The 23697-nt window shown below is 39.3% G+C and carries 18 protein-coding genes; 9 read left to right on the top strand and 9 right to left on the bottom strand.

What is annotated here, in order from left to right; genetic code table 11:
* Positions 1-48: 48 nt before the first annotated feature.
* From ACOV1Q_RS07845 to prfB, 4 genes are all read right to left on the bottom strand, one after another.
* Complete coding sequence (locus ACOV1Q_RS07845; RefSeq protein WP_424493844.1) at positions 49-2547, bottom strand: TonB-dependent receptor domain-containing protein; 2499 nt, start codon at positions 2545-2547, stop codon at positions 49-51.
* Positions 2548-2640: 93 nt separating this feature from the next.
* Positions 2641-3027: a hypothetical protein gene (locus ACOV1Q_RS07840; protein WP_424493843.1), complete on the bottom strand. Its 387-nt coding sequence runs from the start codon at positions 3025-3027 to the stop codon at positions 2641-2643.
* 88 nt (positions 3028-3115) lie between these two features.
* Positions 3116-3460 carry an arsenate reductase (glutaredoxin) gene (gene arsC / locus ACOV1Q_RS07835; protein ID WP_424493842.1) on the bottom strand — a complete coding sequence of 115 codons (345 nt, stop codon included), beginning with the start codon at positions 3458-3460 and terminating at the stop codon, positions 3116-3118.
* A 153-nt stretch (positions 3461-3613) separates the two neighbouring features.
* Positions 3614-4712, bottom strand: a protein-coding gene (gene prfB / locus ACOV1Q_RS07830; protein WP_424493841.1) for a peptide chain release factor 2 whose coding sequence is annotated in 2 segments (ribosomal slippage) — positions 3614-4648 and positions 4650-4712 — 1098 coding nt in all. Because the reading frame shifts where the segments join, the coding sequence is not laid out codon by codon here.
* A gap of 195 nt (positions 4713-4907) precedes the next feature.
* Here prfB and ACOV1Q_RS07825 point away from each other — a divergent pair.
* Positions 4908-5942 carry a threonine aldolase family protein gene (locus ACOV1Q_RS07825; RefSeq protein ID WP_424493840.1) on the top strand — a complete coding sequence of 345 codons (1035 nt, stop codon included), beginning with the start codon at positions 4908-4910 and terminating at the stop codon, positions 5940-5942.
* A 60-nt stretch (positions 5943-6002) separates the two neighbouring features.
* On the opposite strand, the gene ACOV1Q_RS07820 is transcribed toward ACOV1Q_RS07825, so the two are convergent.
* Positions 6003-6323 (bottom strand): YbaB/EbfC family nucleoid-associated protein, encoded by a 321-nt coding sequence (locus tag ACOV1Q_RS07820; protein WP_424493839.1) that lies wholly within the window; start codon positions 6321-6323, stop codon positions 6003-6005.
* Positions 6324-6450: 127 nt separating this feature from the next.
* On the opposite strand from ACOV1Q_RS07820, the gene ACOV1Q_RS07815 reads away from it, so the two are divergent.
* The 4 genes from ACOV1Q_RS07815 (at position 6451) to wrbA (ending at position 11915) form a co-directional block, all read left to right on the top strand.
* Entirely contained in the window at positions 6451-8520 is a 2070-nt protein-coding gene (locus tag ACOV1Q_RS07815; RefSeq protein WP_424493838.1) for a S9 family peptidase, read from the top strand.
* 87 nt (positions 8521-8607) lie between these two features.
* The gene (capA, locus tag ACOV1Q_RS07810) at positions 8608-9648 is read left to right on the top strand and encodes a cysteate synthase (RefSeq protein ID WP_424493837.1); all 1041 of its coding nucleotides are present in this window, start codon (positions 8608-8610) and stop codon (positions 9646-9648) included.
* Between the two features lie 184 nt (positions 9649-9832).
* Positions 9833-11095, top strand: coding sequence for a cysteate-C-fatty acyltransferase (gene capB, locus ACOV1Q_RS07805; RefSeq protein WP_424493836.1), 1263 nt, complete (start codon positions 9833-9835; stop codon positions 11093-11095).
* A gap of 205 nt (positions 11096-11300) precedes the next feature.
* The gene (gene wrbA, locus ACOV1Q_RS07800) at positions 11301-11915 is read left to right on the top strand and encodes an NAD(P)H:quinone oxidoreductase (RefSeq protein WP_424493835.1); all 615 of its coding nucleotides are present in this window, start codon (positions 11301-11303) and stop codon (positions 11913-11915) included.
* 59 nt (positions 11916-11974) lie between these two features.
* Here the strand turns inward: wrbA and ACOV1Q_RS07795 are convergent, their stop codons facing one another.
* Positions 11975-12565: a pseudouridine synthase gene (locus ACOV1Q_RS07795; RefSeq protein WP_424493834.1), complete on the bottom strand. Its 591-nt coding sequence runs from the start codon at positions 12563-12565 to the stop codon at positions 11975-11977.
* A 451-nt stretch (positions 12566-13016) separates the two neighbouring features.
* Here ACOV1Q_RS07795 and ACOV1Q_RS07790 point away from each other — a divergent pair, with 451 nt between their 5' ends.
* Together ACOV1Q_RS07790 and ACOV1Q_RS07785 are read left to right on the top strand one after the other, a co-directional pair.
* On the top strand, positions 13017-14639 hold the full coding sequence (locus ACOV1Q_RS07790; RefSeq protein WP_424493833.1) for a hypothetical protein: 1623 nt from the start codon (positions 13017-13019) through the stop codon (positions 14637-14639).
* Positions 14640-14891: 252 nt separating this feature from the next.
* On the top strand, positions 14892-16790 hold the full coding sequence (locus ACOV1Q_RS07785; RefSeq protein ID WP_424493832.1) for a motility-associated ABC transporter substrate-binding family protein: 1899 nt from the start codon (positions 14892-14894) through the stop codon (positions 16788-16790).
* Positions 16791-16882: 92 nt separating this feature from the next.
* Here the strand turns inward: ACOV1Q_RS07785 and ACOV1Q_RS07780 are convergent, their stop codons facing one another.
* On the bottom strand, positions 16883-17761 hold the full coding sequence (locus ACOV1Q_RS07780) for an arsenite methyltransferase (RefSeq protein ID WP_424493831.1): 879 nt from the start codon (positions 17759-17761) through the stop codon (positions 16883-16885).
* 75 nt (positions 17762-17836) lie between these two features.
* Positions 17837-18172, bottom strand: a complete 336-nt coding sequence (locus tag ACOV1Q_RS07775) for an ArsR/SmtB family transcription factor (RefSeq protein WP_424493830.1) — start codon at positions 18170-18172, stop codon at positions 17837-17839.
* Positions 18173-18479: 307 nt separating this feature from the next.
* Between ACOV1Q_RS07775 and serA the strand changes: the two genes are divergently transcribed.
* Together serA and ACOV1Q_RS07765 are read left to right on the top strand one after the other, a co-directional pair.
* A complete protein-coding gene (serA, locus tag ACOV1Q_RS07770) occupies positions 18480-20372 on the top strand; it encodes a phosphoglycerate dehydrogenase (RefSeq protein WP_424493829.1) in 1893 nt (630 codons plus the stop codon).
* Positions 20373-20467: 95 nt separating this feature from the next.
* Positions 20468-22639, top strand: coding sequence for a glycoside hydrolase family 97 protein (locus tag ACOV1Q_RS07765; protein WP_424493828.1), 2172 nt, complete (start codon positions 20468-20470; stop codon positions 22637-22639).
* A gap of 161 nt (positions 22640-22800) precedes the next feature.
* Here ACOV1Q_RS07765 and ACOV1Q_RS07760 read toward each other — a convergent pair whose 3' ends face one another.
* Positions 22801-23646: a universal stress protein gene (locus ACOV1Q_RS07760; protein ID WP_424493827.1), complete on the bottom strand. Its 846-nt coding sequence runs from the start codon at positions 23644-23646 to the stop codon at positions 22801-22803.
* Positions 23647-23697: the final 51 nt, after the last annotated feature.

Here is a 23697-nt window from a genome sequence, read left to right as displayed (position 1 = left end):
AAAGCCATCTATTTTTTAGATGGCTTTTTTTTTGGCTATTCTAATAATCTAAAACTCTCCTTCCCCTTCCATTTCATTTCCATTGTTTTCCTGTTCTGCTCTTCTTTGCTCTCTTTTCTGCTGATTGAACCTATACATGAGGGAAACATTGAAAGAGCGCTGTCTCCACTGAAATTCACTGTATCGCTCATAAGTTTGGGTAGTGGTGAAGCTTTCCCTTTTTCTAGAGTTTAGAAGGTCACGAACATTTACCGACAAGGTTGCTCTTTCATCAAACAATTCCTTGCTCAAAGCAAGATCTATAGAAAGTATTGCTTCTCTTGTACCCTGGATATCATCTGAAGGTCCACGGTAGAAAGCATTGGTTTGCCAGTCTATCTGGTAAGGGAGTGTAACTTTTGAACTAAACCTCCCGAAATAACTTGTATTCTTAGCATCATAGCTTTCACCATTAAATTCACCTTCGGTTTCAAACTGGAAATAATTGAAACTACCATTTAGTCTTAACCAATTCGCAGGATTGTACAGAAGCCCAATTTCCCCACCAGCTCTTACATTACTGGAGAGATTGACAGGTATGGTTCGAATGACATTTGTTCCTGCAACATTTTCTTCAATTCTTTCAAAAGCATCTGTTTCCTTTTGATAATATACAGAAGAAGTGAGGGTAAGTTTATCCCATCTTTTTAAATATCCAAGATCAAATGCGTTAGAAAAGGCAGGTTGCAGGTTAGGGTTTCCCTGAAAGACATTATTTGTACTGCTTCTTGACGGGAAAGGATTAATGAACCATCCTCTTGGTCTATTAATCCTTCTGTTATATCCTATAGTGATGTTTTCTGTTTCACCCAATTCATAAATAACATTTACCGTTGGAAAAAGCCCCAGGTAGTTATTATCAAAACTTGTATTTATAGGAAAACCGAATTCTTCTTCGAGTTCAGCTTCCGTTAATTCTGAATCTATTTCCCCCTTAAGATTCGTATTTTCTAATCTTAATCCAAGCAGGAATGAGAATTCGCCTAATTTGGTTCCATATTGAGCGTATAAAGCCTGAACATTTTCAGAATAATCAAAAACATTGGTCAGTCTTTCATTCAATACAAATTCACCTCCTGTATTCTCCTGTCTAATGGCATAATCTGTAACTTCATTTTCGAAGTTGCCACGGTAACCTGCCTCAAATTGTGATTCCTCACCTATAGGAAGAACATAGTCTGCCTGCAGCAACCATTCTTCTTGTGTTTCCTCCTGGTCTATATCTTCAGCATACAGGAAACGCTCGTACCCAATGGTATTTACATCTTCATTTTCATCAATAATGGTATGTTGTGTTTCTTTGTCGTTTTCATATTGAAGATCTGCCGTCAATTGATGACCACTGTCATTAAATCGATTAATATAATTTAACGCAAACTGCCAGCTGTTATCCTCCTCCATTTGATTTTCTATCCTCGTAGTGCTATAAGCAGGGCCAGTTGTGCCATCCATAAAGTTGGAGGTGACATTTGTAGTTACATCTTCATCTTCACCTGTCCTGAAGAAAATACTACCGGTTATAGATGATTGATCTGTAAGATAGTATTCTAAACCAAGGTTGGTATTGTACCCGCGGTTTAGCCTTTCAATATCTCTGTCCTCTATTATACGGTCGAAATCTACACTGCTGTTTTCGTTGTACCTTGTGTCGAAGTAACCATTTCCGGGAGCATCAAAATATCTGAAACCTGTGGTGTTGAATACATTAAATTTATCTGTCCTGTAGTTTACATTTGCTGAAATTCCTGCGTTATCAGGATACCCAGCATTTAATGTCACGGATCCATTAAAACCGAGTGTTTTTTCTTTCCGAAGAATGATATTAAGGATTCCGGCTGTTCCTTCTGCGTCATACCGTGCAGAAGGTGAAGTGATCACTTCTACGCGCTCAATAGCATCGGCAGGTAATTGCGCCAGTACATCGGTGCTTCCAAAACCGGCCATTGCTGATGGTTTTCCATTAATTAGAATGCGCACGTTCTCATTTCCACGAAGACTAATTCCGCCTTCCAGGTCTACAGAGACTGATGGTACATTATTTAACGCATCACTTACAGTACCTCCTGCGGTAGTCAAATCTTTACCTATATTATAGATCTTTTTGTCGAGCCTCACTTCAACCTGCGTAGTTTCGGCAGTAACAACTACTTCATCCAGCTCCCCGGCGGCCATGCCCAGGGTTACAGTACCAAGATCACGGTCTCCCGTAATTTCAGTGTTTGGGAAAGATTTAGATTCAAATGAGATAAATTCTACTGTAATATTATAGGTGCCTTCGCGTACGTCAATGGCAAAGTTACCTTCAGGATCAGTAATTCCGCCATTGACATTTTCAGGATTACTGGCGTTTACGAAGGATATTGTTGCATACTCCAGAGGTACACCAGATTCATCTGTAACTTTTCCAGTTACTGTATATCTGGGATTTTGTGCATGTAGCGTAAAGCTTAAGAATAAAAGGAATAAAAGGGCACTTGCTGTAAAAGGCCTTGATGTTTGGAAGGTCATGTCTTGTTTTTCTTATAGGACAGGACAAAAACCCAATGGTTTAAATGGAGAGCATGAAAATTTTATTAAAATTTTCTAATAGTATTTTTTGTTTCACTTATTTCCTTGCTGCGCCTTCACCTCTTGCTTTTTGAGGGCCAGGTATCGATTAAACTGTGGCTGGGTAAGGATATCTCGCATGTCTTTATACTCCAGTTCCTGAAGCGCCTGTAATTTTTCTGTTTTTGCTTCTTCCCTCATCTTCGATTGGATGAGTTTCTCCTTCTTTATTGCAAATTCAATGATCTTTTTTTCCATAAGCGCAGCCTGTTTTCCTGTAAGTGAAAGTTCATTGATCCACATCGTAGTTTTCTCTTTAGCTGCTTCCTGCACTTCCTGGCTTGCGTCTTCCTGAACAAAAGATTGGGAGTATATATTCCCTCCCGCGAGTAGGGTAACGGTAAAAAGTAACAGGATTTGATATTTTATCTGAATTTTCATTTCTTCCTTTTCTTTTAAAAATAAGAATAAGAATGCGCCTGTGGGGTTAATACGTAGTTAAATATTTGAAGAACAGTCAAAAATGGCACTAGTGAAGCAGTTTTTCAATCTTTTCTGCAGGCCTTCCTACTACAGCTTCGTTATTTCTAACGACGATTGGTCGCTGGATCAACTTGGGGTTTTCGGTCATGATCCTTATCAGCTCCTTGTCGCTAAGATCTTTGCTTTTATAATTTTCCTTCCAAATTTTTTCTTCGCGACGTACCAGTTCTATGGGTGCCATGCCCAGTTGGTCCAGTAACGTGCTCAATTCTTCTTCTGAAACAGGTTCTTTTAAATATTCCCTCGTTTCAAATTCCTGGCCTGATTGCTTTAGCACTTCCAGTCCTTCCCTGGATTTTTTGCAGCGGGCGTTGTGATATATAGTAATCATATAATTGCTTTTGAAGTTGATATTTGTATTGTTTCTCCTTTAGCTGAAGAAGCTTCTACATATAAAAATAACAAACCTGAAGAGCATCTCAAAAAGTCATTTTTGGATATTCATCTTCAGGTTTGCATTCAAAATAGTATTTTTCCGTACTTTTTAATCTTCTTCTTTTTGTCCCATCATCATGAGAAAAGCTTTCAGGAATTGATCTATTTCCCCATCCATGACAGCATCTACGTTTCCTGTTTCTTCAGCAGTACGTACGTCTTTCACGAGTTTGTAAGGGTGCATCACATAATTCCTTATTTGTGATCCCCATTCAATCTTCATCTTGGAATCTTCAATTTCCCTGCGCTGTGCCTGTTGCTTCTGAAGTTCAATCTCGTACAGCTGACTCTTCAGCAACTGCATTGCTTTTGTCTTATTTTCGAGCTGCGAGCGTGTTTCGGAATTCTCAATGACAATTCCGGTGGGAGCATGTCGAAGTCTCACGGCAGTTTCGACCTTGTTGACATTTTGTCCGCCGGCACCAGATGATCTCATGGTTTCCCAGGAAATTTCCGAAGGATTTATGTCGATCTCAATAGTTTCATCTGCCAGGGGATATACATAAACAGAGGCGAAGGATGTGTGCCGCTTGGCGTTGCTGTCAAAAGGGGAGATCCTCACGAGACGGTGCACCCCGTTTTCACCTTTGAGCCAGCCAAAGGCATATTCTCCTTCTATTTCTATCGTGACGGTTTTGATACCTGCGACTTCCCCGGCCTGGTAATTCAGTTCCCTTACTTTAAAACCGCTTTTTTGGGCCCACATCAAGTACATTCGCATAAGCATTTCTGCCCAGTCACAACTTTCGGTGCCGCCGGCACCTGCCGTGATTTGCAGCACTGCACTCAGGCTGTCACCCTCTTCAGAAAGCATATTCTTAAACTCCAATTTTTCGATGAGATCAAGCGCTTTTTGATGACGTTCTTCCACATCTTCCGCAGAGGCTTCCTTCTCCTTATAGAACTCGTAAATAACCTCAAGGTCTTCTACAAGAGTTTCGGCTTCGTGATAATCATCGACCCATTTTTTTTCAGCATTCAGGTTCTTTACAAGAATTTCTGCTTTTTTAGGATCGTTCCAGAAGTCGGGTGCAAGTGTCTTTTCCTGAAGATTGGTTATTTCAATTTGCTTGGCATCAACGTCAAAGATACCTCCTTAACGCAACCAGGCGATCTTTAAGGTCCTTAATAGTATCTGTAGTAATCATAGATTAAGTTTTGCACAAAAATAGAATTATACACCTGCAAAGGAAACTATTTTACGATTATTTTATAGTTTTAGGCCGCACAAGAAATAGCGAAGAAATCCATCCAAAAATGCCATTTTTGAAACTTGTTGCATTTGAAGTCTTTAAGATTGAATTGAAATAAGCGGCATTTTTAAAATTTTCAGGATAAACAATATGAAAGAAATAGATTTAAGAAGCGATACGGTAACCAAACCCACAAAAGGAATGTTGCAGGCCATGATGGCGGCAGAAGTAGGAGATGATGTTTATAAAGAAGATCCAACAGTGAATATCCTGGAGCAGAAACTCGCTGAAATGTTCGGAAAATCTTCTGCTTTATTCTTTCCTACGGGAACGATGGCAAACCAGGCGGCGATAAAAATGCATACCCAGCCGGGCGAGCAGCTTATTTGCGATAAATGGGCCCATGTGTACAATTATGAGGGCGGCGGAGTCTCTTTCAATAGCGGAGTTTCCTGCAAGCTGGTAGACGGGCACCTGGGAATGATCACTGCCGCGCAGGTTGAGAACAGTATTAATCCGCCAGATTTTTATCACAGTCCGTTAACCACTTTGGTTTGTCTCGAAAATACTACCAATAAGGGTGGTGGCGCATGTTATGATCTCGAAGAGATTAAAAAGATCAAAAAAGTTTGTACCAAAAATGGCTTGGGATTACACCTGGACGGTGCGCGGCTGTTCAATGCTTTAGTTGCCAAAGGTGAGTCACCAAAGCAATATGGTGAGTTGTTTGATACCATTTCTATCTGCCTTTCAAAAGGACTGGGAACTCCCATGGGATCGGTGCTGATTGGTGATGAAAAATACATGAAAAAAGCCATGCGTATTCGAAAAGTTTTAGGCGGCGGAATGCGACAGGTAGGCTTTATGGCTGCAGCAGGAATATATGCTCTGGATAATCATGTAGATCGCCTGGCAAAAGACAATGAAAGGGCAGCAGAAATTGGAAAAGCTCTAAGCCGGCAGCCTTACGTGAAGGAAGTAGAACCGGTGGCTACGAACATTGTTATTTTTTACCTTAAAAATCCTTCGGAAGAACAGAATTTCCTGAAACAACTAGAAAAGAACAGTATCCGGATCAGTAACATGGGGCAGGGAAAATTGAGAATTGTTACTCATCTTGATTATACTGAAGAAATGCACCAGAAATTTCTTTCTGTAGTAGAAAAGATTAAGCTAAAGAAATAGAAGTAAATGGAAAAGGGCTGATTTAGAATCAGCCCTTTTATTACCTTTTTTGAGGTTCTGCTACATATTATCCAGTCCGGGAATATCTGGCATTCCCGCTTTTGCTACGGCACCAAGTTCGGCTTCATTGACTTCAGTAGCTTTATTAATGGCTTTGTTAAGGGTCAGCACGAGGTAATCTTCCAGTTGTTCTTTGTCTTCCAAAAGCTCATCTGCCACACTAATATTTTTGATCTCACGGTTTGCAGTAATGGTGATCTTTAAAAGTCCGTCACTGGACTCTTCATCGATCATCACTGTTTTCAATCGTTCTTTAGTTTCTTCTACTTTTTGTTGGGTTTCTTTGATCTTATTCATCATACCCATCATATCTCCAAACATGCTTTCTCTTTTTTAAGTTGATAAATACAAAATTATGACAAAAACTTCTAAACCGTTCTTTAATTAGAAAGATACTTCTAATTTTCTATAGAAGCCGTACTTTTGCAAACCTTGTAAAATAGTTGGAATGAAATTTTTAGAAAAAGAAATTAAGGCTCCTAAAGCCAGGAAAATAGAGACAAAATTAGAGATACATGATGATGTTCGAATAGACAATTATTTTTGGCTCAGGGACAGGGAGAATCCTGAAGTTTTAGAGTACTTGAAAAGAGAAAATGAGTACAATGAAGAGATGACTGCTCATACCAAAACCTTTCAGGAGCAGTTGTTTGAGGAAATGAAGGCAAGGGTAAAGGAAGATGATGAATCTGTTCCTTATAAACTAAACGGCTACTGGTATATTACCAGATATGAAAAAGGAAAGGATTATCCAGTCTATTCTCGAAAAAAAGAAAGCCTTGATGCTCCTGAAGAGGTGCTTTTTGATGTAAGCGAAATGGCAAAGGATTTTGATTACTACAGCCTGGGAGGAATTAACGTGAGTCCAGATAATAAATTGGCTGCTTTTGCGGTAGACACAGTGAGTCGTAGAAAGTATACTATTCAAATTAAAAATTTGGAAACGGGAGAGCTGCTACCGGAGAAGATCGAGACTACTACGGGAGGTTCTACCTGGGCCAATGATAACAAGACCCTGTTTTACACCAGGAAGGATGAGAAGACATTAAGATCTGATACAATATATAAGCATACCCTGGGAACTTTTGTGGAAGAAGATAAAGTGGTTTATCATGAAGAAGATGAGACTTTTAACACCTATGTTTATAAATCCAAATCGAGGGATTTTATCATTATAGGTTCCAGCAGTACGCTTACCTGCGAATATCGTTTCCTGAACGCCAATAACCCAAATGGAGAATTTAAAATTGTGCAGCCAAGGGTGCGCGGCTTGGAATATACCTTATATCATTTTGAAGATTTCTTTTACATCCTGACGAATAAGGATGACGCGACCAACTTCAAACTTATGAAGACCCCTGTGGTAAGTCCCGGGATGAAAAATTGGAAAAATGTCATTTTTCATCGAGAGAATGTGCTGTTGGAGGATATAGATATCTTTCACAAATATTTGGTTGTAAGTGAAAGGAGCAATGGACTTAACCAGATCAAGATCATGACGTGGGATGGAACGCAGTCTTATTTTATTCCTTTTGATAACGAAACTTATACCGCTTTTACTGGTACGAATCCTGATTTTGATACTGAAATTCTTCGTTACACATATAACTCTATGACCACGCCTACCTCGATTGTAGATTTCAACATGAGAACGAAGGAAAAGACGATCATGAAGGAGCAGGAGGTCCTGGGAGGTAAGTTTGCCAAAGAGAATTATGTTTCAGAAAGAATATGGGCAACGGCAAAAGATGGTACTAAAATTCCAATGTCGGTAGTGCATCATAAAGATGTAAAACGAGATGGAACAAATCCTGTGCTGCAATATGCCTACGGCTCGTATGGATCTACTATTGATCCTTACTTTTCAATTGTTCGATTAAGTTTGCTGGACAGAGGTTTTATTTTTGTACTTGCTCATGTACGTGGAGGTGAATATCTAGGGCGGCAATGGTATGAGGATGGAAAACTTCTGAAAAAGAAAAATACTTTTACAGATTTTATTGATTGTTCTAAATATTTAATAGAACATAAATATACATCTGCGAAACATTTATATGCCAGTGGCGGCTCGGCAGGAGGATTACTTATGGGGGCCATTGTAAATATGGCACCGGAATTATACAATGGCGTTATAGCTTCAGTTCCTTTTGTAGATGTAGTAACTACGATGCTAGATGAAAACATTCCTCTTACCACAGGAGAATATGATGAGTGGGGAAACCCAAATGACAAAGAATATTACGATTATATCAAATCTTATTCTCCATATGACAATGTAATTCCACAGGATTATCCAAATATGCTTGTGATCACAGGATTACATGACTCACAGGTGCAATACTGGGAGCCGGCAAAATGGGTAGCAAAAATGAGGGAATTCAAAACAGATAGAAATAAGTTACTATTCCATATTAATATGGATGCTGGTCATGGTGGAGCATCAGGACGATTTGAAGCGCTTAAAGAAGTAGCTGAAGAATATGCTTTTTTGCTCGATTTAGAGGAGATTACCCATTAATTAAAATATTTACTTTAAATTTGTACCAATTTGCAGTTAAGTTTGGTGCAGCAGCAAAGACTTATTAATTGTAAATAACTTCAATTTATGAGAGAAGATTTACAGGTTTATAATGATGTATTACAGCTCATAGGTAATACACCCCTAATCCAGTTGAACAGGATCACGAAAGATATAAAAGGTGAATTTTTTGCAAAGGTAGAAGCTTTCAATCCTGGACATTCTACAAAAGATAGAATTGCCCTCCACATCATAGAAGAAGCCGAAAGAAAAGGTATTCTAAAGCCTGGAGATACCATTATAGAAACCACATCTGGAAATACCGGTTTTAGCATTGCAATGGTGAGCGTCATTAAAGGATATGAATGTATTCTTGCGGTAAGTTCAAAGTCTTCAAAAGACAAGATTGATATGTTGAGATCTATGGGGGCTAAGGTGTATGTTTGTCCGGCAAATGTTTCGGCAGATGATCCCCGGAGTTACTACCAGGTGGCGAAGCAAATGCATCAGGAAATTAAGGGTTCGGTTTATATTAATCAATACTTCAATGAGCTGAATATTGAGGCGCATTATAAAACCACAGGTCCGGAAATCTGGAAACAAACAGAAGGTAAAATAACGCATTTTGTAGCCTGTAGTGGTACCGGAGGAACTATTTCCGGAACTGCAAGATTTCTTAAAGAGCAGAATCCTAATATCCGCATCCTGGGAATAGACGCCTATGGTTCTGTCCTTAAAAAATATCACGAAACTAAAGAATTTGACAGCGAAGAAATTTATCCATACAGGATTGAGGGGTTAGGGAAAAATCTTATTCCCACCGCAACAGATTTTGAGGTGATAGACAAGTTCGTTAAAGTTACAGATGAAGAAAGCGCCCACACGGCAAGACAAATTGCAAAAACGGAAGGTCTTTTCGTAGGATATACCAGTGGTGCAGCTTTTCAAGGGATTAAACAACTGGCTGAAGAAGGAGAATTTGACGAGAACAGTAAAGTGGTTGTTGTTTTCCCAGATCACGGCTCAAGGTATATGAGCAAAATTTATAGTGACGATTGGATGAATGACCAGGGTTTCTTTGATAGTAAGAACGAAGCCAGTACACACCGTATTGAATTTATTAAGTAAATTCCAGGTGCGTAGCTGTTTTATCTAGGTGGTTTTTTTGATTCCAAACACTTCTTTATCCTATAAAATTTTTACCGGAAAATAAGAGTTAAAATATAACCGGAGATCATACTACGGAAGAGAAAGAAGTTTAAACAGTTGTTGTAAATTTCTTACTTTTGCCGGAGTTTAAACTTATGTAGAAATGGCAGATTTATTTGATAAAATATACAGGGATAAAGGTCCTCTTGGAAAATGGGCAGAGCAGGCCGAAGGATATTTTGTATTTCCGAAGCTTGAAGGACCTATTTCCAATCGAATGAAATTCCAGGGGCAGGATGTGATTACATGGAGCATCAATGATTACCTTGGGCTTGCCAATCATCCCGAAGTAAGGAAAGTGGATGCTGAGGCAGCAGCAGAGTATGGTTCTGCATACCCAATGGGAGCACGAATGATGAGTGGCCACACAGATCTTCATGAGAAATTACAGCGGGAGCTGGCGTCTTTTGTAAGTAAAGAGGCAGCTTATCTTTTGAATTTTGGTTACCAGGGAATGCTATCAACGATTGACGCTTTAGTATCCAAAAAAGATGTTATTGTATACGATGTAGACGCGCATGCGTGTATTATAGATGGAGTACGATTGCACCTGGGGCAAAGGTTTACTTATAAGCATAATGACCTGGAGAGCATTGAAAAAAATCTTCAGCGCGCAGAAAAGATAATTGAACAAACCGGCGGCGGAATTTTGTTAATTTCTGAAGGTGTTTTCGGAATGCGTGGTGAACAGGGAAAATTGAAAGAGATCGTTGCTCTTAAAGAAAAATATGACTTCAGGTTGTTTATAGATGATGCCCATGGTTTTGGTACATTGGGAGCAACCGGTGCAGGAGCAGGCGAGGAGCAGGGAGTGCAGGACGGAATTGATGTTTATTTTGCCACTTTTGCCAAATCTTTGGCGAGTTCAGGCGCATTTATAGCCGCCGACCAAGAGATCATTGATTACCTGAAATACAATCTGCGCTCGCAGATGTTTGCCAAATCCTTGCAAATGCAACTCGTAGTAGGTGCCTTAAAAAGGCTCGAAATGCTGCGTACGATGCCAGAATTGAAAGAAAAACTTTGGGAAAATGTGAATGCTCTTCAAAACGGGCTCAAAGAGCGTGGTTTTGATATTGGAACTACACAAAGCTGTGTAACTCCGGTATATCTAAAAGGTAGCATTCCAGAGGCAATGGCGTTGGTGAAAGATCTACGAGAGAACCACGGGATATTTTGTTCAATTGTAGTTTACCCGGTAATTCCAAAGGGAATGATCTTATTGAGACTCATTCCTACTGCAACCCATACGCTTGAAGATGTGACAGAAACGCTTGAAGCCTTCTCAGCAATTAGAGAACGCCTTGAAAATGGTACTTATAAGAAACTTTCTGCAGCAGTTTCTGCAGCAATGGGGGAATCATAGAATATCTGTTTTATAGTATAACGGTTAAAAGATCGTTTTAAAATAAAAAGAGGCTGGTGGTTCAGCCTCTTTTTCATTCTGTAATTTATACATTCCTGCCAGGCCTTGACCTTTAGTAAATTCGAAAATTTATAAAAAGTTTAAAATAATCTTCAGGAAATAAGTTTATTTTATGGTTATTATCATAACTATAAAGCAATTGAGTATGAAAGAAGTAAAATTTGCTGTGATATATTACAGCTCTACAGGAACAAACTATCAAATGGCAAAATGGGCAGTGGAGGCTGCAAAGAATTTAGGTGCAGCCGAAGCCAAACTTTTCAAAGTGCCCGAATTGGCACCCAAGGAAGCGATTGCTGCCAATGAGGATTGGAAGAAGCACCTTGAATCAACAAAAGATGTACCTACTGTAAGCCTGGACGACCTGGAAAGTGCAGATGCGATTATTTTTAGTGCTCCTACCAGATATGGAAACCTCCCTTCTCAACTAAGGCAGTTTTTAGACACTACAGGCGGACTTTGGTTTAGTGGAAAACTCGCCAATAAAGTGGTCAGCGGAATGACCAGTGCCAGTAATCCGCACGGCGGTCAGGAAACTACTTTACTTTCCCTTTATAAGACGATGCACCATTGGGGCGCTATTATCGCTGCACCAGGATATACAGATAAAGCAATTTTTGCCGGTGGCGGAAACCCTTATGGGGTAAGTGTTACTGCCGGTGATAAGGATCTCAAAGAAGAAACAAAAGAGGCCATCAAACATCAGGTGAAGCGTACTTTGCAGATCGCCGGGTGGATCAAAAAAGGCCTTTCAGAATAAGCTTCAAAAATGTCATTTTTGAAACAAATTTTTAGAAGGCGATCGGGTAGATCGCCTTTTTATTTTAGTTTAAAATCCTTTACGGGAATAACTTCTCCGGAAGAAAGTCCGGTGAGGGTTTCCATCCCTATTCTCACACGTACGAGTCGTAAGGTAGGAAAACCCACTGCTGCAGTCATTTTTTTGACCTGCCGGAACTTTCCTTCGGTGATGGTAATAGAGATCCAACTGGTGGGGCCGTGGCGTGGATCTCTTATCTTTTTTGCTCTTTCAGGAAATTGAGGAACGGTGTCAAGAATAAGAACTTCGCAAGGCCTGGTCATATACTTCTTTCCGGAAATTCCTATTTCAACCCCGCTTTTAAGTTCTTCAATGGCTTCTTCATTGATCAGGCCGTCTACCTGAACGTAATATTCCTTTTCAACCTCTCTGCTTCGCACCTTTTCACTCATTTTTCCACTGGTGGTTAAAAGCAGCAAACCTTCAGAATCCTGATCTAACCGGCCAATAGCCATCGTTTCTGACGGGAAATTGAATAATTCACCCAGCAGCTTCTTATTCTTGCGTGTATTCTGGTTGTTGAGAAACTGACTTAGATATCCGTAAGGTTTATATATTTTAAAATATTTATGGTTGCTTTTAGTAATCAATGCAATTATTTTAATCTTTTAATTATGCGCGGCGAAGTTCAGTTTTAAGGTCACTATACCTATTGACTGCTTTACCAATTTAAACTCTTCATCCTTAAGTATTAAATCAGCTTCTTTTAAAGTTATATCTTCTTCACTAAGTTCTATCATAAGGTTTAATTCGGTTCCGGGCTCTTACAAGAGACTGACTAGGAGGAGCAAATTTAAAAATTTAACTAAGAATAAATTGTATATGATAGCAATTGTAGGTAAGAAAGCTAAACGGTTAATGATTAGCAGTTTATATTTAAATTTTAAGGGAATTCCCCTATATATTTTGATTTAATTAACAAGTATATTTGTTATCTCCCTGCTCAAGAAGCTTTGGATATCATCCCTCTAAATATCTGATAATTAAACTCTTCACCCTATTGGCTGAAGAAATGTATTAACCAATTCAATATCTTATATTATGAGAAAATTCAATTACTTATCGGCTGTTGTCATTAGTATGATGTTACTGTTTACTTCATGTACTAAAGATGATCCTTCTGTCCTTGAAGAAGAAATCGGCGAAACTGCTACCCTTTCTTTTAGAACTGTTTTAAACGATCTTATTTCATCAAAAGCTGCCCTTAAACAGGAGTTAAGCCTTCCTGAATGTTCAGATGATGCTCCTGCGACTGTTGAAGTCATTTTGTCTATGGGAGGGTTAAATGTAGTAGGTGATATTGGCTCGCCTGTAAGCATTCCTATCAATCCTACACCATATGACTATGATAGCGATGGGGAGGATGAATATTTTACAGATGAATCTTCAGACCTTGAGCTTGAGCCCGGTGATTATGTGCTTGAGTATTTTCAGGTTCTTGATGGAGACGGTGATGTTCTTTGGGCTGCGCCTATAGATACAGGTGCGCCGGGAGATTTTTCTGGACTTGTTGATTTTCCGCTGCCAATGGATATTAGCCTTGGTGCCGGAGTGAAGAAATATGTTCCTGTAGAGGTGGTTTGTTATGATGATCGTTTTGTAAATGAATACGGCTATCTTTTCTTTGACATTGAAAATTCCGAAGCTATTGAATTCTGTTTATTTGGTAACGTATGTGACGAAAACGGGCGACATGCTCCTGCAAATTTCCGTTTCGATGTTTGGATGTATAGTGGAGATCCTGCAAATCCATGGGGAACAGCTCTTTTTGATGCCAATGATCCTTATGTGAATACTGTGGGTGTTAACAATGATGGTGATGCTTATGCAGATCCTTTATGTTTGTTCCTGCCCGATACAGACGGGGAAGATGTTTATTATGGAGAACTTTATTTAATCGAGAATGGAACGAGTACCCTTATAAGGGAAGGTCAGTTTACAGATGCTGATGTGACTGGTTTGTTTGATGGAGAAGAAAATACAGATTATTATCACTTCCGCGAAGGATGTGGGGGAGATGATTTTTCAGATTTATTTCCTGGTCAAAATCAAGGAGAACCTGAAATAACTGAGGATACAAATATTTATATCTATTTTGATTCCTCTGGGTCTATGAATTCTACCTTAGCTCCTTTGGTCGAAATGAGAAATACCCTTTTAAGAGATGCACTTATAGGATTGTACAATAATGATGATGTGCTTTATGACGATAAAGTACAGGTAATTTCCAGTCCTTCGGAAAGAACTATGGACTTTTTGAATATGGAAGGTGATACGCCCGCCGGAGACGTAATTGTACTTGTTTTTCAGGATGAGTCTGTAAGCAGTTATACCAGTTCAAATCCTGTTTGGGATTCCAGTAGTCCGCGAACAGCTACTTTTGAAGCAGATATAGCGACTTTAAGATCCAGGTTGGCAGGATGGCCAGTAAATTATTATCACGGGGTCATATTTCAGGTGGCAACACCTAATTATCCCGGGGCAGATAATTTTGCAGAACTCATTAGCTATATAGAGAATGGGACCGGTAATTATGCCAGCCAATATGGTCTTTCGGACAGAACCGAATTTGGTTACGAGTACAATGTTACTCCTGGCGCGTCACCAGCGTATTACGAAAGTCTAATTGTATCAGCGTTACAAAATCTTGGCTATAGTCTCTAAGGTAGTGTTTATATAATGTTGGAAAAGCCGCTTTTTAGCGGCTTTTTTTATACAAATTAATAAGTTTCCTGCTTCCTTAAAGAATCCCTAATATTTCTTAAAATTATTGGGGGATATCCCCCATTTTTGAGAATTTAGTTAAGAAGTATATTTGTTTTCCCTCTCTACCCTTCTTAAAATATCCTCCTATCTAATTGATACTGAATTCTCAACCTGTGTTAAGGGAAATCATAAATAACTAATCCACATATTATGAAAAAAGTAAATTCTTGGCCGGCCTTTATTGCAGGCTTAATGCTGATGGCTGTATCATGTACTAAAGATGATCCTTCTGTCCTTGAAGAAGAAATGGGCGAAACTGCTCTTCTTTCTTTTAGAACTGTTTTAAACGATCTTATTTCATCAAAAGCTGCCCTTAAACAGGAGTTAAGTCTTCCTGAATGTTCAGATGATGCTCCTGCGACTGTGGAAGTCATTTTGTCTAGGGGAGGGTTAAATGTAGTAGGTGATATTGGCTCGCCTGTAAGCATTCCTATCAATCCTACACCATATGACTATGATAGCGATGGGGAGGATGAATATTTTACAGATGAATCTTCAGACCTCGAACTTGAGCCCGGTGATTATGTGCTTGAGTATTTTCAGGTTCTAGATGGAGACGGTGATGTTCTTTGGGCTGCGCCTATAGATACAGGTGCACCGGGAGATTTTTCTGGACTTGTTGATTTTCCGCTGCCAATGGATATTAGCCTTGGTGCCGGAGTGAAGAAATATGTTCCTGTAGAGGTGGTTTGTTATGATGATCGTTTTGTAAATGAATACGGCTATCTTTTCTTTGACATTGAAAATTCCGAAGCTATTGAATTCTGTTTATTTGGTAACGTATGTGACGAAAACGGGCGACATGCTCCTGCAAATTTCCGTTTCGATGTTTGGATGTATAGTGGAGATCCTGCAAATCCATGGGGAACAGCTCTTTTTGATGCCAATGATCCTTATGTGAATACTTTGGGTGTTAACAATGATGGTGATGCTTATGCAGATCCTTTATGTTTGTTTCTGCCAGATACAGACGGGGAAGATGTTTATTATGGAGAACTTTATTTAATCGAGAATGGAACGAGTACCCTTATAAGGGAAGGTCAGTTTACAGATGCTGATGTCACCGGTTTGTTTGATGGAGAAGAAAATACAGATTATTATCACTTCCGCGAAGGATGTGGGGGAGATGATGGCCCTAATCTTTTTGGCGAACCAGGTAATCCCGGAGAATGTGATTCAAATAATCCGATTGCCGATTGTGACGGGGACGGAGTACTAAATGATACTGATGAATGTCCCGGTACACCAGCCGGTACAGAGGTAAATGAACTTGGATGTGAAAGTATTCAGGTACCGGGAAGTGATCTGGTAGTATTTAATGATGCTAATATGTTTGATGATACTTCTATGCTAGACCCCGATAATGTACGTTTCGTTCAGAACCTGGTGAACTATACCACGATCGGGTCTCGAAATAGCGGTAATGTAGTATGGCTGGACCGTGGTCGTTCTGCCCGGTGCTACCAAAATGGAGAGTGTAATGAAGAAGGCTGGAGCATCATGGAATCTGTAATTGCATCGGAAGGATTTACTGTGACCCCTGTTTTTTCCAGCTCGGGTTCCTTAACCAGTATACCTGCTGAAGTAAAAGTGATCTTTCTTGTAATGCCTACGGTAGATTATAGCATTGCAGAAATTAATGCTCTCAAGGCTTTTGCTGCCGAAGGAGGGAGAATCATTTTTGTAGGGGAGTGGTCAGGATTTTATTTAAATATTGATGTTCAAAATCAATTCCTTATAAACATGGGAGCTGTTTTGCACAACACGGGAGGCGCTGTAGATTGTGAATATACTGAGATCCCTTCCAGTTCAAACCGTTCGCATCCAATAATGACGGGAATAGACGAACTCACCATTGGCTGTGCTTCTGTCATTGAACCGGGACCAAATGATTTTGCTTTGTTCTACGACACTACGAATTCACAAGTCCTCGCGGGTGTTGCTAAAATAGACACTTCACCTGTAGTGAGTCTTAGGCCATTAAACCAAAAACGCGCTATAAAACCAATTGAAAATGTGCTATATACCTCCTCGGGTACAGGATACTAAGAAATTTTATAAGTGAAAAATAAAAGCTGCCTATCCAAAAGCAGCTTTTGTTTTTCATTCCATATACGATAGGAATTACTCTTCGCTGTATTTTAACAGCAACCAGATTCTGGCGAACAAGTGGCATTCTGAAGTTCAGAAATTTTAACTTTTTTCTTTCGCATCCCGGGCTTTTGACCAAAGACAGTTATACTGTAAATTCCGGTATTGCCATTGTTAAAGCTATCAACTTCTTCAGGAGAGAGATATTTTTGCAGAATGTCATTGGGAATTAAAATTAGTTTTTCTTTCTGCAGCACAACATTCTCAAAACCTGCCTGGTCAATGAATTTTAGATACTCTTCCTTCTGAATAGCACCCGACACGCAACCGGCGTACATTTCGGCGTCTTCTTGTAAAGCTTTTGGAAGATCTCCTTTTAAAACAATATCTGAAATACTAAAATGACCGCCCGGCTTAAGTACTCTATAAATTTCCTCGATGACCTGCTGTTTATTTGGAACCAGGTTTAGAACACAATTACTTATTACCACATCGGCAACTTCGTTTGAAACAGGCATATTCTCAATGTCCCCTTCCCGAAATTCTACATTATTATATCCTAGCTTTTCTGCATTTATGCGCGCCTTCTGGATCATGGCATCTGTAAAATCAATACCAATGACCTTTCCTTTTTCCCCCGTTTCATGTCGGGCTATGAAACAGTCATTTCCGGCACCAGATCCCAGATCTATGACGGTATCACCCGGTTCTATTTGTGCAAATTGCGTGGGCAATCCGCAGCCCAGGCCAAGATCTGCATCATTTGAATAACCTTCCATTTCAGAATAATCATCTGTCATAATGTTATAAACTTCTTTTGAGCTCGATCCACTGCCGCAGCAGGAAGCCTGGTTAAGGGCTTTATCCTGTTTCGCAATTTCCGCATATTTTTCCCGTACAATATTCTTTAATTCTTCTGAAGTTTTCATAGTTGCTCCGGTTTTATATTCTATCTAATACTTTTTTATATAAAGTTCCAAAAATGGCATTTCTAAGGTAATTTTTTAGCAGCATTCATCTCCCGAAGGTGCTGAATACTCATTGAAAAAGCTTTCAAAAAGGGTCTTTATTTCTTCCCATTTTACGGGATTGATGCAATAGCTCACAGAAACACCTTCAATAGTGCCCTGTATAATGCCAATATCTTTAAGTTCCCTTAAATGCTGACTTATTGTGGGCTGCGCAAGGCCCAATTCCTGTACAAGATCACCATTTATACATGCATTGGCCTTCAAAAGGTGTTGGAGAATAGCTACTCTTGCAGGGTGTGCCATTGCTTTTGCTAATTTTGCAAGCTCATTTTGCTTTACAGTGAAAAGATTACTTTTTGTAACGCCCATAATTTGAAATCTAAATATATTGCAATATTACGATAAATAATTGGAATTTTTCGGATGGATGCGACAGGATTTTTAATACTGCAAAAATGCGGATCTTTCAAAAATGAAGATTAAATACTGCATTTTTGGAATCTGATTTTATTCAAAGTACCACTTATTAGAAAATTCGCAATTTCTAAGGGAGGTAAGTTTTATTAGGTTTTTAAGGAGCATTGAATTTATGACTATTTCCTGAAATTTTTAAAACCTCTGCAGGTATTTATCCTACAAAAACCCTTAGTTTTGGTATTCATTTATTTCAAATTCTATGAAAGAAAACAGGTATTTCGTTATTGATTTTGACAGTACATTTACGCAAGTGGAGGCTTTAGATGTTCTTGGGGAAATTTCTCTTGCCGGTGATAATGACAGGGAAAAGAACCTGCAGGAAGTACAACGGCTTACAGACCAGGGAATGAAAGGAGATCTTTCCTTTAGGGAATCACTTGAAAAAAGGCTGGAATTATTGAAAGCAAAGAAAGAGCATTTACCAACTTTAGTCGAAAACCTGAGTAAAAGAATATCATCATCTTTCATTCGTAACAAATCCTTTTTTCAGGAAAATAACGACAACATTTTTATTATTTCCAATGGATTTAAGGAATTCATAGTTCCAATTGTTCAGGCTTATGGGGTTAAAGAAGAAAATGTTTTCGCCAATACTTTTGAATATGATGAAAACGGAAATATTACTGGGTTTGATAAAGAGAACGGACTCTCTTTTAACAATGGAAAAGTAGAACAGCTTAAAAAGTTAGGCCTTAAAGGCGATGTTTACGTAATTGGTGATGGTTATACAGATTACGAAATAAAGGCCGCCGGACTGGCAAATAAATTTTACGCATTTACAGAGAATGTAGAGCGAGCGAACGTTCTCGATAAAGCCGATCATATTACGCCAAGTCTTGATGAGTTTTTGTTCTTGCACAACATGAACAAAGCCATTTCATATCCAAAAAATAGGATAAACGTCCTTCTTTTGGAGAATGTACATCCCGATGCTTTCAGGATTATGAAAGAGGAAGGCTATAATATTACCACGCATCCAAGTGCGATGGATGAAGACGAGCTTGCCGAGAAAATTAAGGATGTGTCAATTATCGGGATAAGATCAAAGACACAATTGACGAAAAAGGTTTTGCAAAATGCCAATCGTTTAATTGCTGTGGGTGCTTTTTGCATTGGCACTAACCAAATTGATCTTGAAGAATGTCTAAAGAAAGGAATTGCGGTATTCAACGCGCCTTATAGCAACACAAGATCTGTTGTGGAACTTGCAATCGGGGAGATTATTCTTCTTAAAAGAAACCTGCCAGATAAGATGAAACTCATGCATGAAGGGAAATGGAATAAATCTGCAGACAATAGTTTCGAAACCCGCGGTAAAAAACTAGGAATTGTTGGATACGGAAACATAGGTGCTCAACTTTCTGTCGTTGCTGAATCCATCGGTTTTGATGTGTATTTCTATGACATTGTGGAGAAGCTGGCGATGGGAAATGCTACAAAATGTAGTTCACTTCAGGAGTTATTGGAGACAGTGGATATTGTCACGCTTCACGTAGATGGCAGGAAAGCCAATCAAAACCTCATTGGTGACAAAGAATTCAACCAAATGAAAGATGGGGTGGTTTTTCTAAACCTGAGCCGGGGGCATGTGGTAGATATTGATGCCCTTCAGAAGCATATTTCATCCGGCAAAATCCAGGGCGCAGGAATAGATGTTTTTCCTGAAGAGCCTAAAACTAATAAAGAATCATTTCAATCTGCTCTTCGGAATTTGCCCAACGTGATCCTTACGCCGCACATTGGCGGAAGCACCCAGGAAGCGCAGGAAAACATTGGTAACTTTGTTCCTGGAAAGATCTTGGAGTATATAAATACCGGGAGCACTACCAATAGTGTGAATTTTCCAAACCTGCAGTTACCCGTTCTTGAAGATGCGCACAGGCTTATTCACATTCACCTCAATGTGCCTGGAATTCTAGCAAGAATAAATGAAGTGCTGGCAACCCATAACATTAATATTGTTGGGCAGTATCTAAAAACAAATGAAACCATTGGTTATGTAATTACAGATATTAATAAGGCATATGATAAAGGACTTATTAAAGATCTTAAAGAGATAAAGGATACAATTCGTTTCCGGATTTTGTATTAGAACTGTTTTAGTACAAGCAGAATTTAAAAAGGTGTTTTTGGTGTATCTTTGTTTAGGGAGTGAATACTCCGTTTAAGAACCTAAAAACATCTTATATGTCTTCTATAGCAAAAAGAATTTTGTCTCCTTCGAAATCCTTCTTATTGGTAACCCTGCTGTTAATTGCGGGAACGGTAGGTAAGGCACAGAAATTATCTTCACCAGATAATAATGTGATGCTCAAATTTGAACTTTCAGAAGAAGGTTCGCCTGTTTATCTTCTTAAGTACAAAAACAAAACGGTTGTAGAGCAAAGCACTTTGGGCCTTGAACTTAAAGAGGAAGAAGACCTGTTGAAGGGTTTTAAAATAACAGACACAGTAACATCAAAATTTGATGAAACCTGGCAGCCGGTATGGGGAGAGCAAAAGGAGATTCGTAATCATTACAATGAGCTTGCCGTTACACTTCGTCAGGAAGTGACTAATCGTGTGATGATTCTACGTTTCAGGGTGTTCAACGACGGGTTGGGTTTTCGGTATGAATTCCCGCAGCAGGAGAATCTTGGACATTTCGTGGTGAAGAATGAAAAGTCCCAGTTTGCTATGACTGGTGATCATACTGCGTTCTGGATTCCCGGAGATTACGACACTCAGGAATATGATTACGTTGAGTCCCGACTTTCAGAAATAAGGGAACATATGGAAAACGCCATTACCGCAAATGTTTCCCAGACTTCTTTTTCACCCACGGGAGTACAAACCGCTTTGATGATGAAGACAGATGATGGTCTTTACATCAATTTGCACGAAGCTGCGCTTGTAGATTATTCGGCGATGCATTTAAACCTGGATGATGAAAAAATGGTTTTTGAATCGTGGCTTACTCCCGATGTTAATGGAGTTAAAGCTTATATGATCACTCCCGGGAAAACTCCATGGAGAACGATCATTGTCAGCGATGATGCCCGTGAGATTCTTGCCTCAAAAATAACATATAATTTAAATGAACCTTTGACAATTGAAGATCCTTCCTGGATTAAACCAACGAAATACATAGGGGTTTGGTGGGAGATGATCACCGGAAAAAGTTCCTGGAATTATACCAATGATTTTGCTGCGGTGAAACTGGGTGTGACAGATTATAATACGGCAACTCCAAATGATACTCATGGCGCAACTACCAAAAATGTCAAAAAGTACATAGATTTTGCTGCCGAACATGATTTTGATGCCGTGCTTGTGGAAGGATGGAATGTAGGTTGGGAAGACTGGTTTGGCAATTCTAAAGATTATGTTTTTGATTTCGTAACCCCATATCCGGATTTTGATTTAGAGGAAATTGAGAATTATGCGAAGAGCAAAGGAGTTAAAATGATCATGCACCATGAAACTTCATCTTCCGTAAGGAATTATGAAAGACATCTTGATACTGCATATCAGTTTATGAAAGATCACGGGTATGATGCCGTAAAAAGTGGATATGTGGGCGATATTCTTCCAAGAGGGGAGAACCACTACAGCCAATGGCTGGTAGATCACTATCAATACGCAGTTGAGAAAGCAGCCGAATATGAAATAATGGTGAATGCACATGAGGCAGTACGCCCTACCGGCATTGCCCGTACTTATCCAAATCTTATTGCAAATGAATCTGCAAGGGGGCAGGAATACCAGGCTTTTGGAGGATCTAAACCAAACCATGTTACGGTGCTCCCTTTTACCAGGTTGATTGGTGGGCCTATGGACTATACTCCCGGAATTTTTGAGATGGACATTAGCAAGTTAAATCCCGATAATAACTCACACGTGAATAGTACCATAGCTAACCAACTGGCGCTATATGTCACGCTGTACAGTCCGCTGCAAATGGCAGCCGATCTTCCAGAGAATTACGAGAGGTTCATGGATGCTTTTCAGTTCATAAAAGACGTACCTGTTGAGTGGGATGAAAGCATATATTTAGAAGCAGAACCCGGCGATTATGTCACCGTTGCGAGGAAGGAAAAGAATAGCAATAACTGGTTCTTAGGCAATGTGAATGGATTGGAACCGCGGACTTCAAATATAAAATTTGATTTCCTGGATAAGGGGAAAACATATATTGCTACTATTTATTCTGATGCCGAAGGTGCACATTATAAGACAAATCCGCAGGAGTATAGAATTCGGAAGGTTGTCGTGAACAACAAGTCCAAATTAAGGCAGAAATCTGCGCCGGGAGGTGGTTATGCAATAAGCATCATGGAAGCTGAAAAATCAGAAACAAAAGGTCTCAAAAAACTATAAGTCTTTCCAGAATTCTGAAAATCCTGGTCTAATTAGAGCAGGATTTTTCTGTTTGTAGTCATTCTCCAGATGAAATATTTAAAAAGGGAAAGGCTTCTGAAAATAACATTTTTGGAACTTAAGGTTTTCCTTTTTATCAATTTGAAGTAAACCGAAATAAACTAATTGGAAGTATGGTGTAGTACCAGCACCGGAACATTTGAATAATGACCAAGGTTCTTGTAAAGAGGATTCATTAACAGGTTCTGTAAAAAGTTATGTTTCTTATTGACAAAAGCGATAAGATCGCTGTTTCGGCTTTCAGTAAAACAATAGATTCCTATAGAAAGACTTACATGTTCCAACGTGTGGAAACTATGCTCAATGTCCCTGAGGTAAAGTGCTAAATGTTTCCTGTTTGCTTCCTGCCTGGGTGAAATACCATCTTCTAAAATGTGAAGAACTCTTACAGCTGACCCAAATTTCTTCGAGAGCCGGTTGATATAAGAAAAGTCCTCCTTGTGATGTCGCAATTTATAGCCATTGGGGAGAACTATTTCTTTAATTTGCTCAAATTTCACATGAGAAGGTACGGCCAGCACGGGGCAATTCTGCACTTCTTCCAAGATATTCCTTGTGTTGCTGCCATAAAGTACCTCGAAGTTACCTGTGCTTCCCTGGGTGCCAATAATGACCAGTTCTATCTCATTTTTTTCAATTTCAACCTTAATTGCCTCGGTCAAGGAAGAGTTGCTGCTAATGCCTTTAAAATGATGATTTTTGTTCCTGTTTTCGATATTTATTCTCAATATTAGCTCTTGAAGTCTATTATTTGCTTCGGCTTGCGATTTTTCCAGGGTAGTCTCACCGGGTATTGCAGATAATTTACTTTCAGGATCATAGCCATTTACGCTATAAGCATGCAATAAAATAAAGCGGCAGTCATCTGGCCTAAACATGTCAAGTGCATAATAAATAGCGTTCAGGGAGTTTTTGGAAAAATCGGTGGGTAAAAGAATTGTCCTCATGGCTTTGTGTGTAAAAAATGCTCTTCTAAATTACTTTCCTTTTGATTCATA

It is taken from the genome of Salinimicrobium maris (assembly GCF_049680855.1).
Lineage (GTDB): Bacteria > Bacteroidota > Bacteroidia > Flavobacteriales > Flavobacteriaceae > Salinimicrobium.
This window is presented reverse-complemented; position numbering and strand designations above follow the sequence as displayed.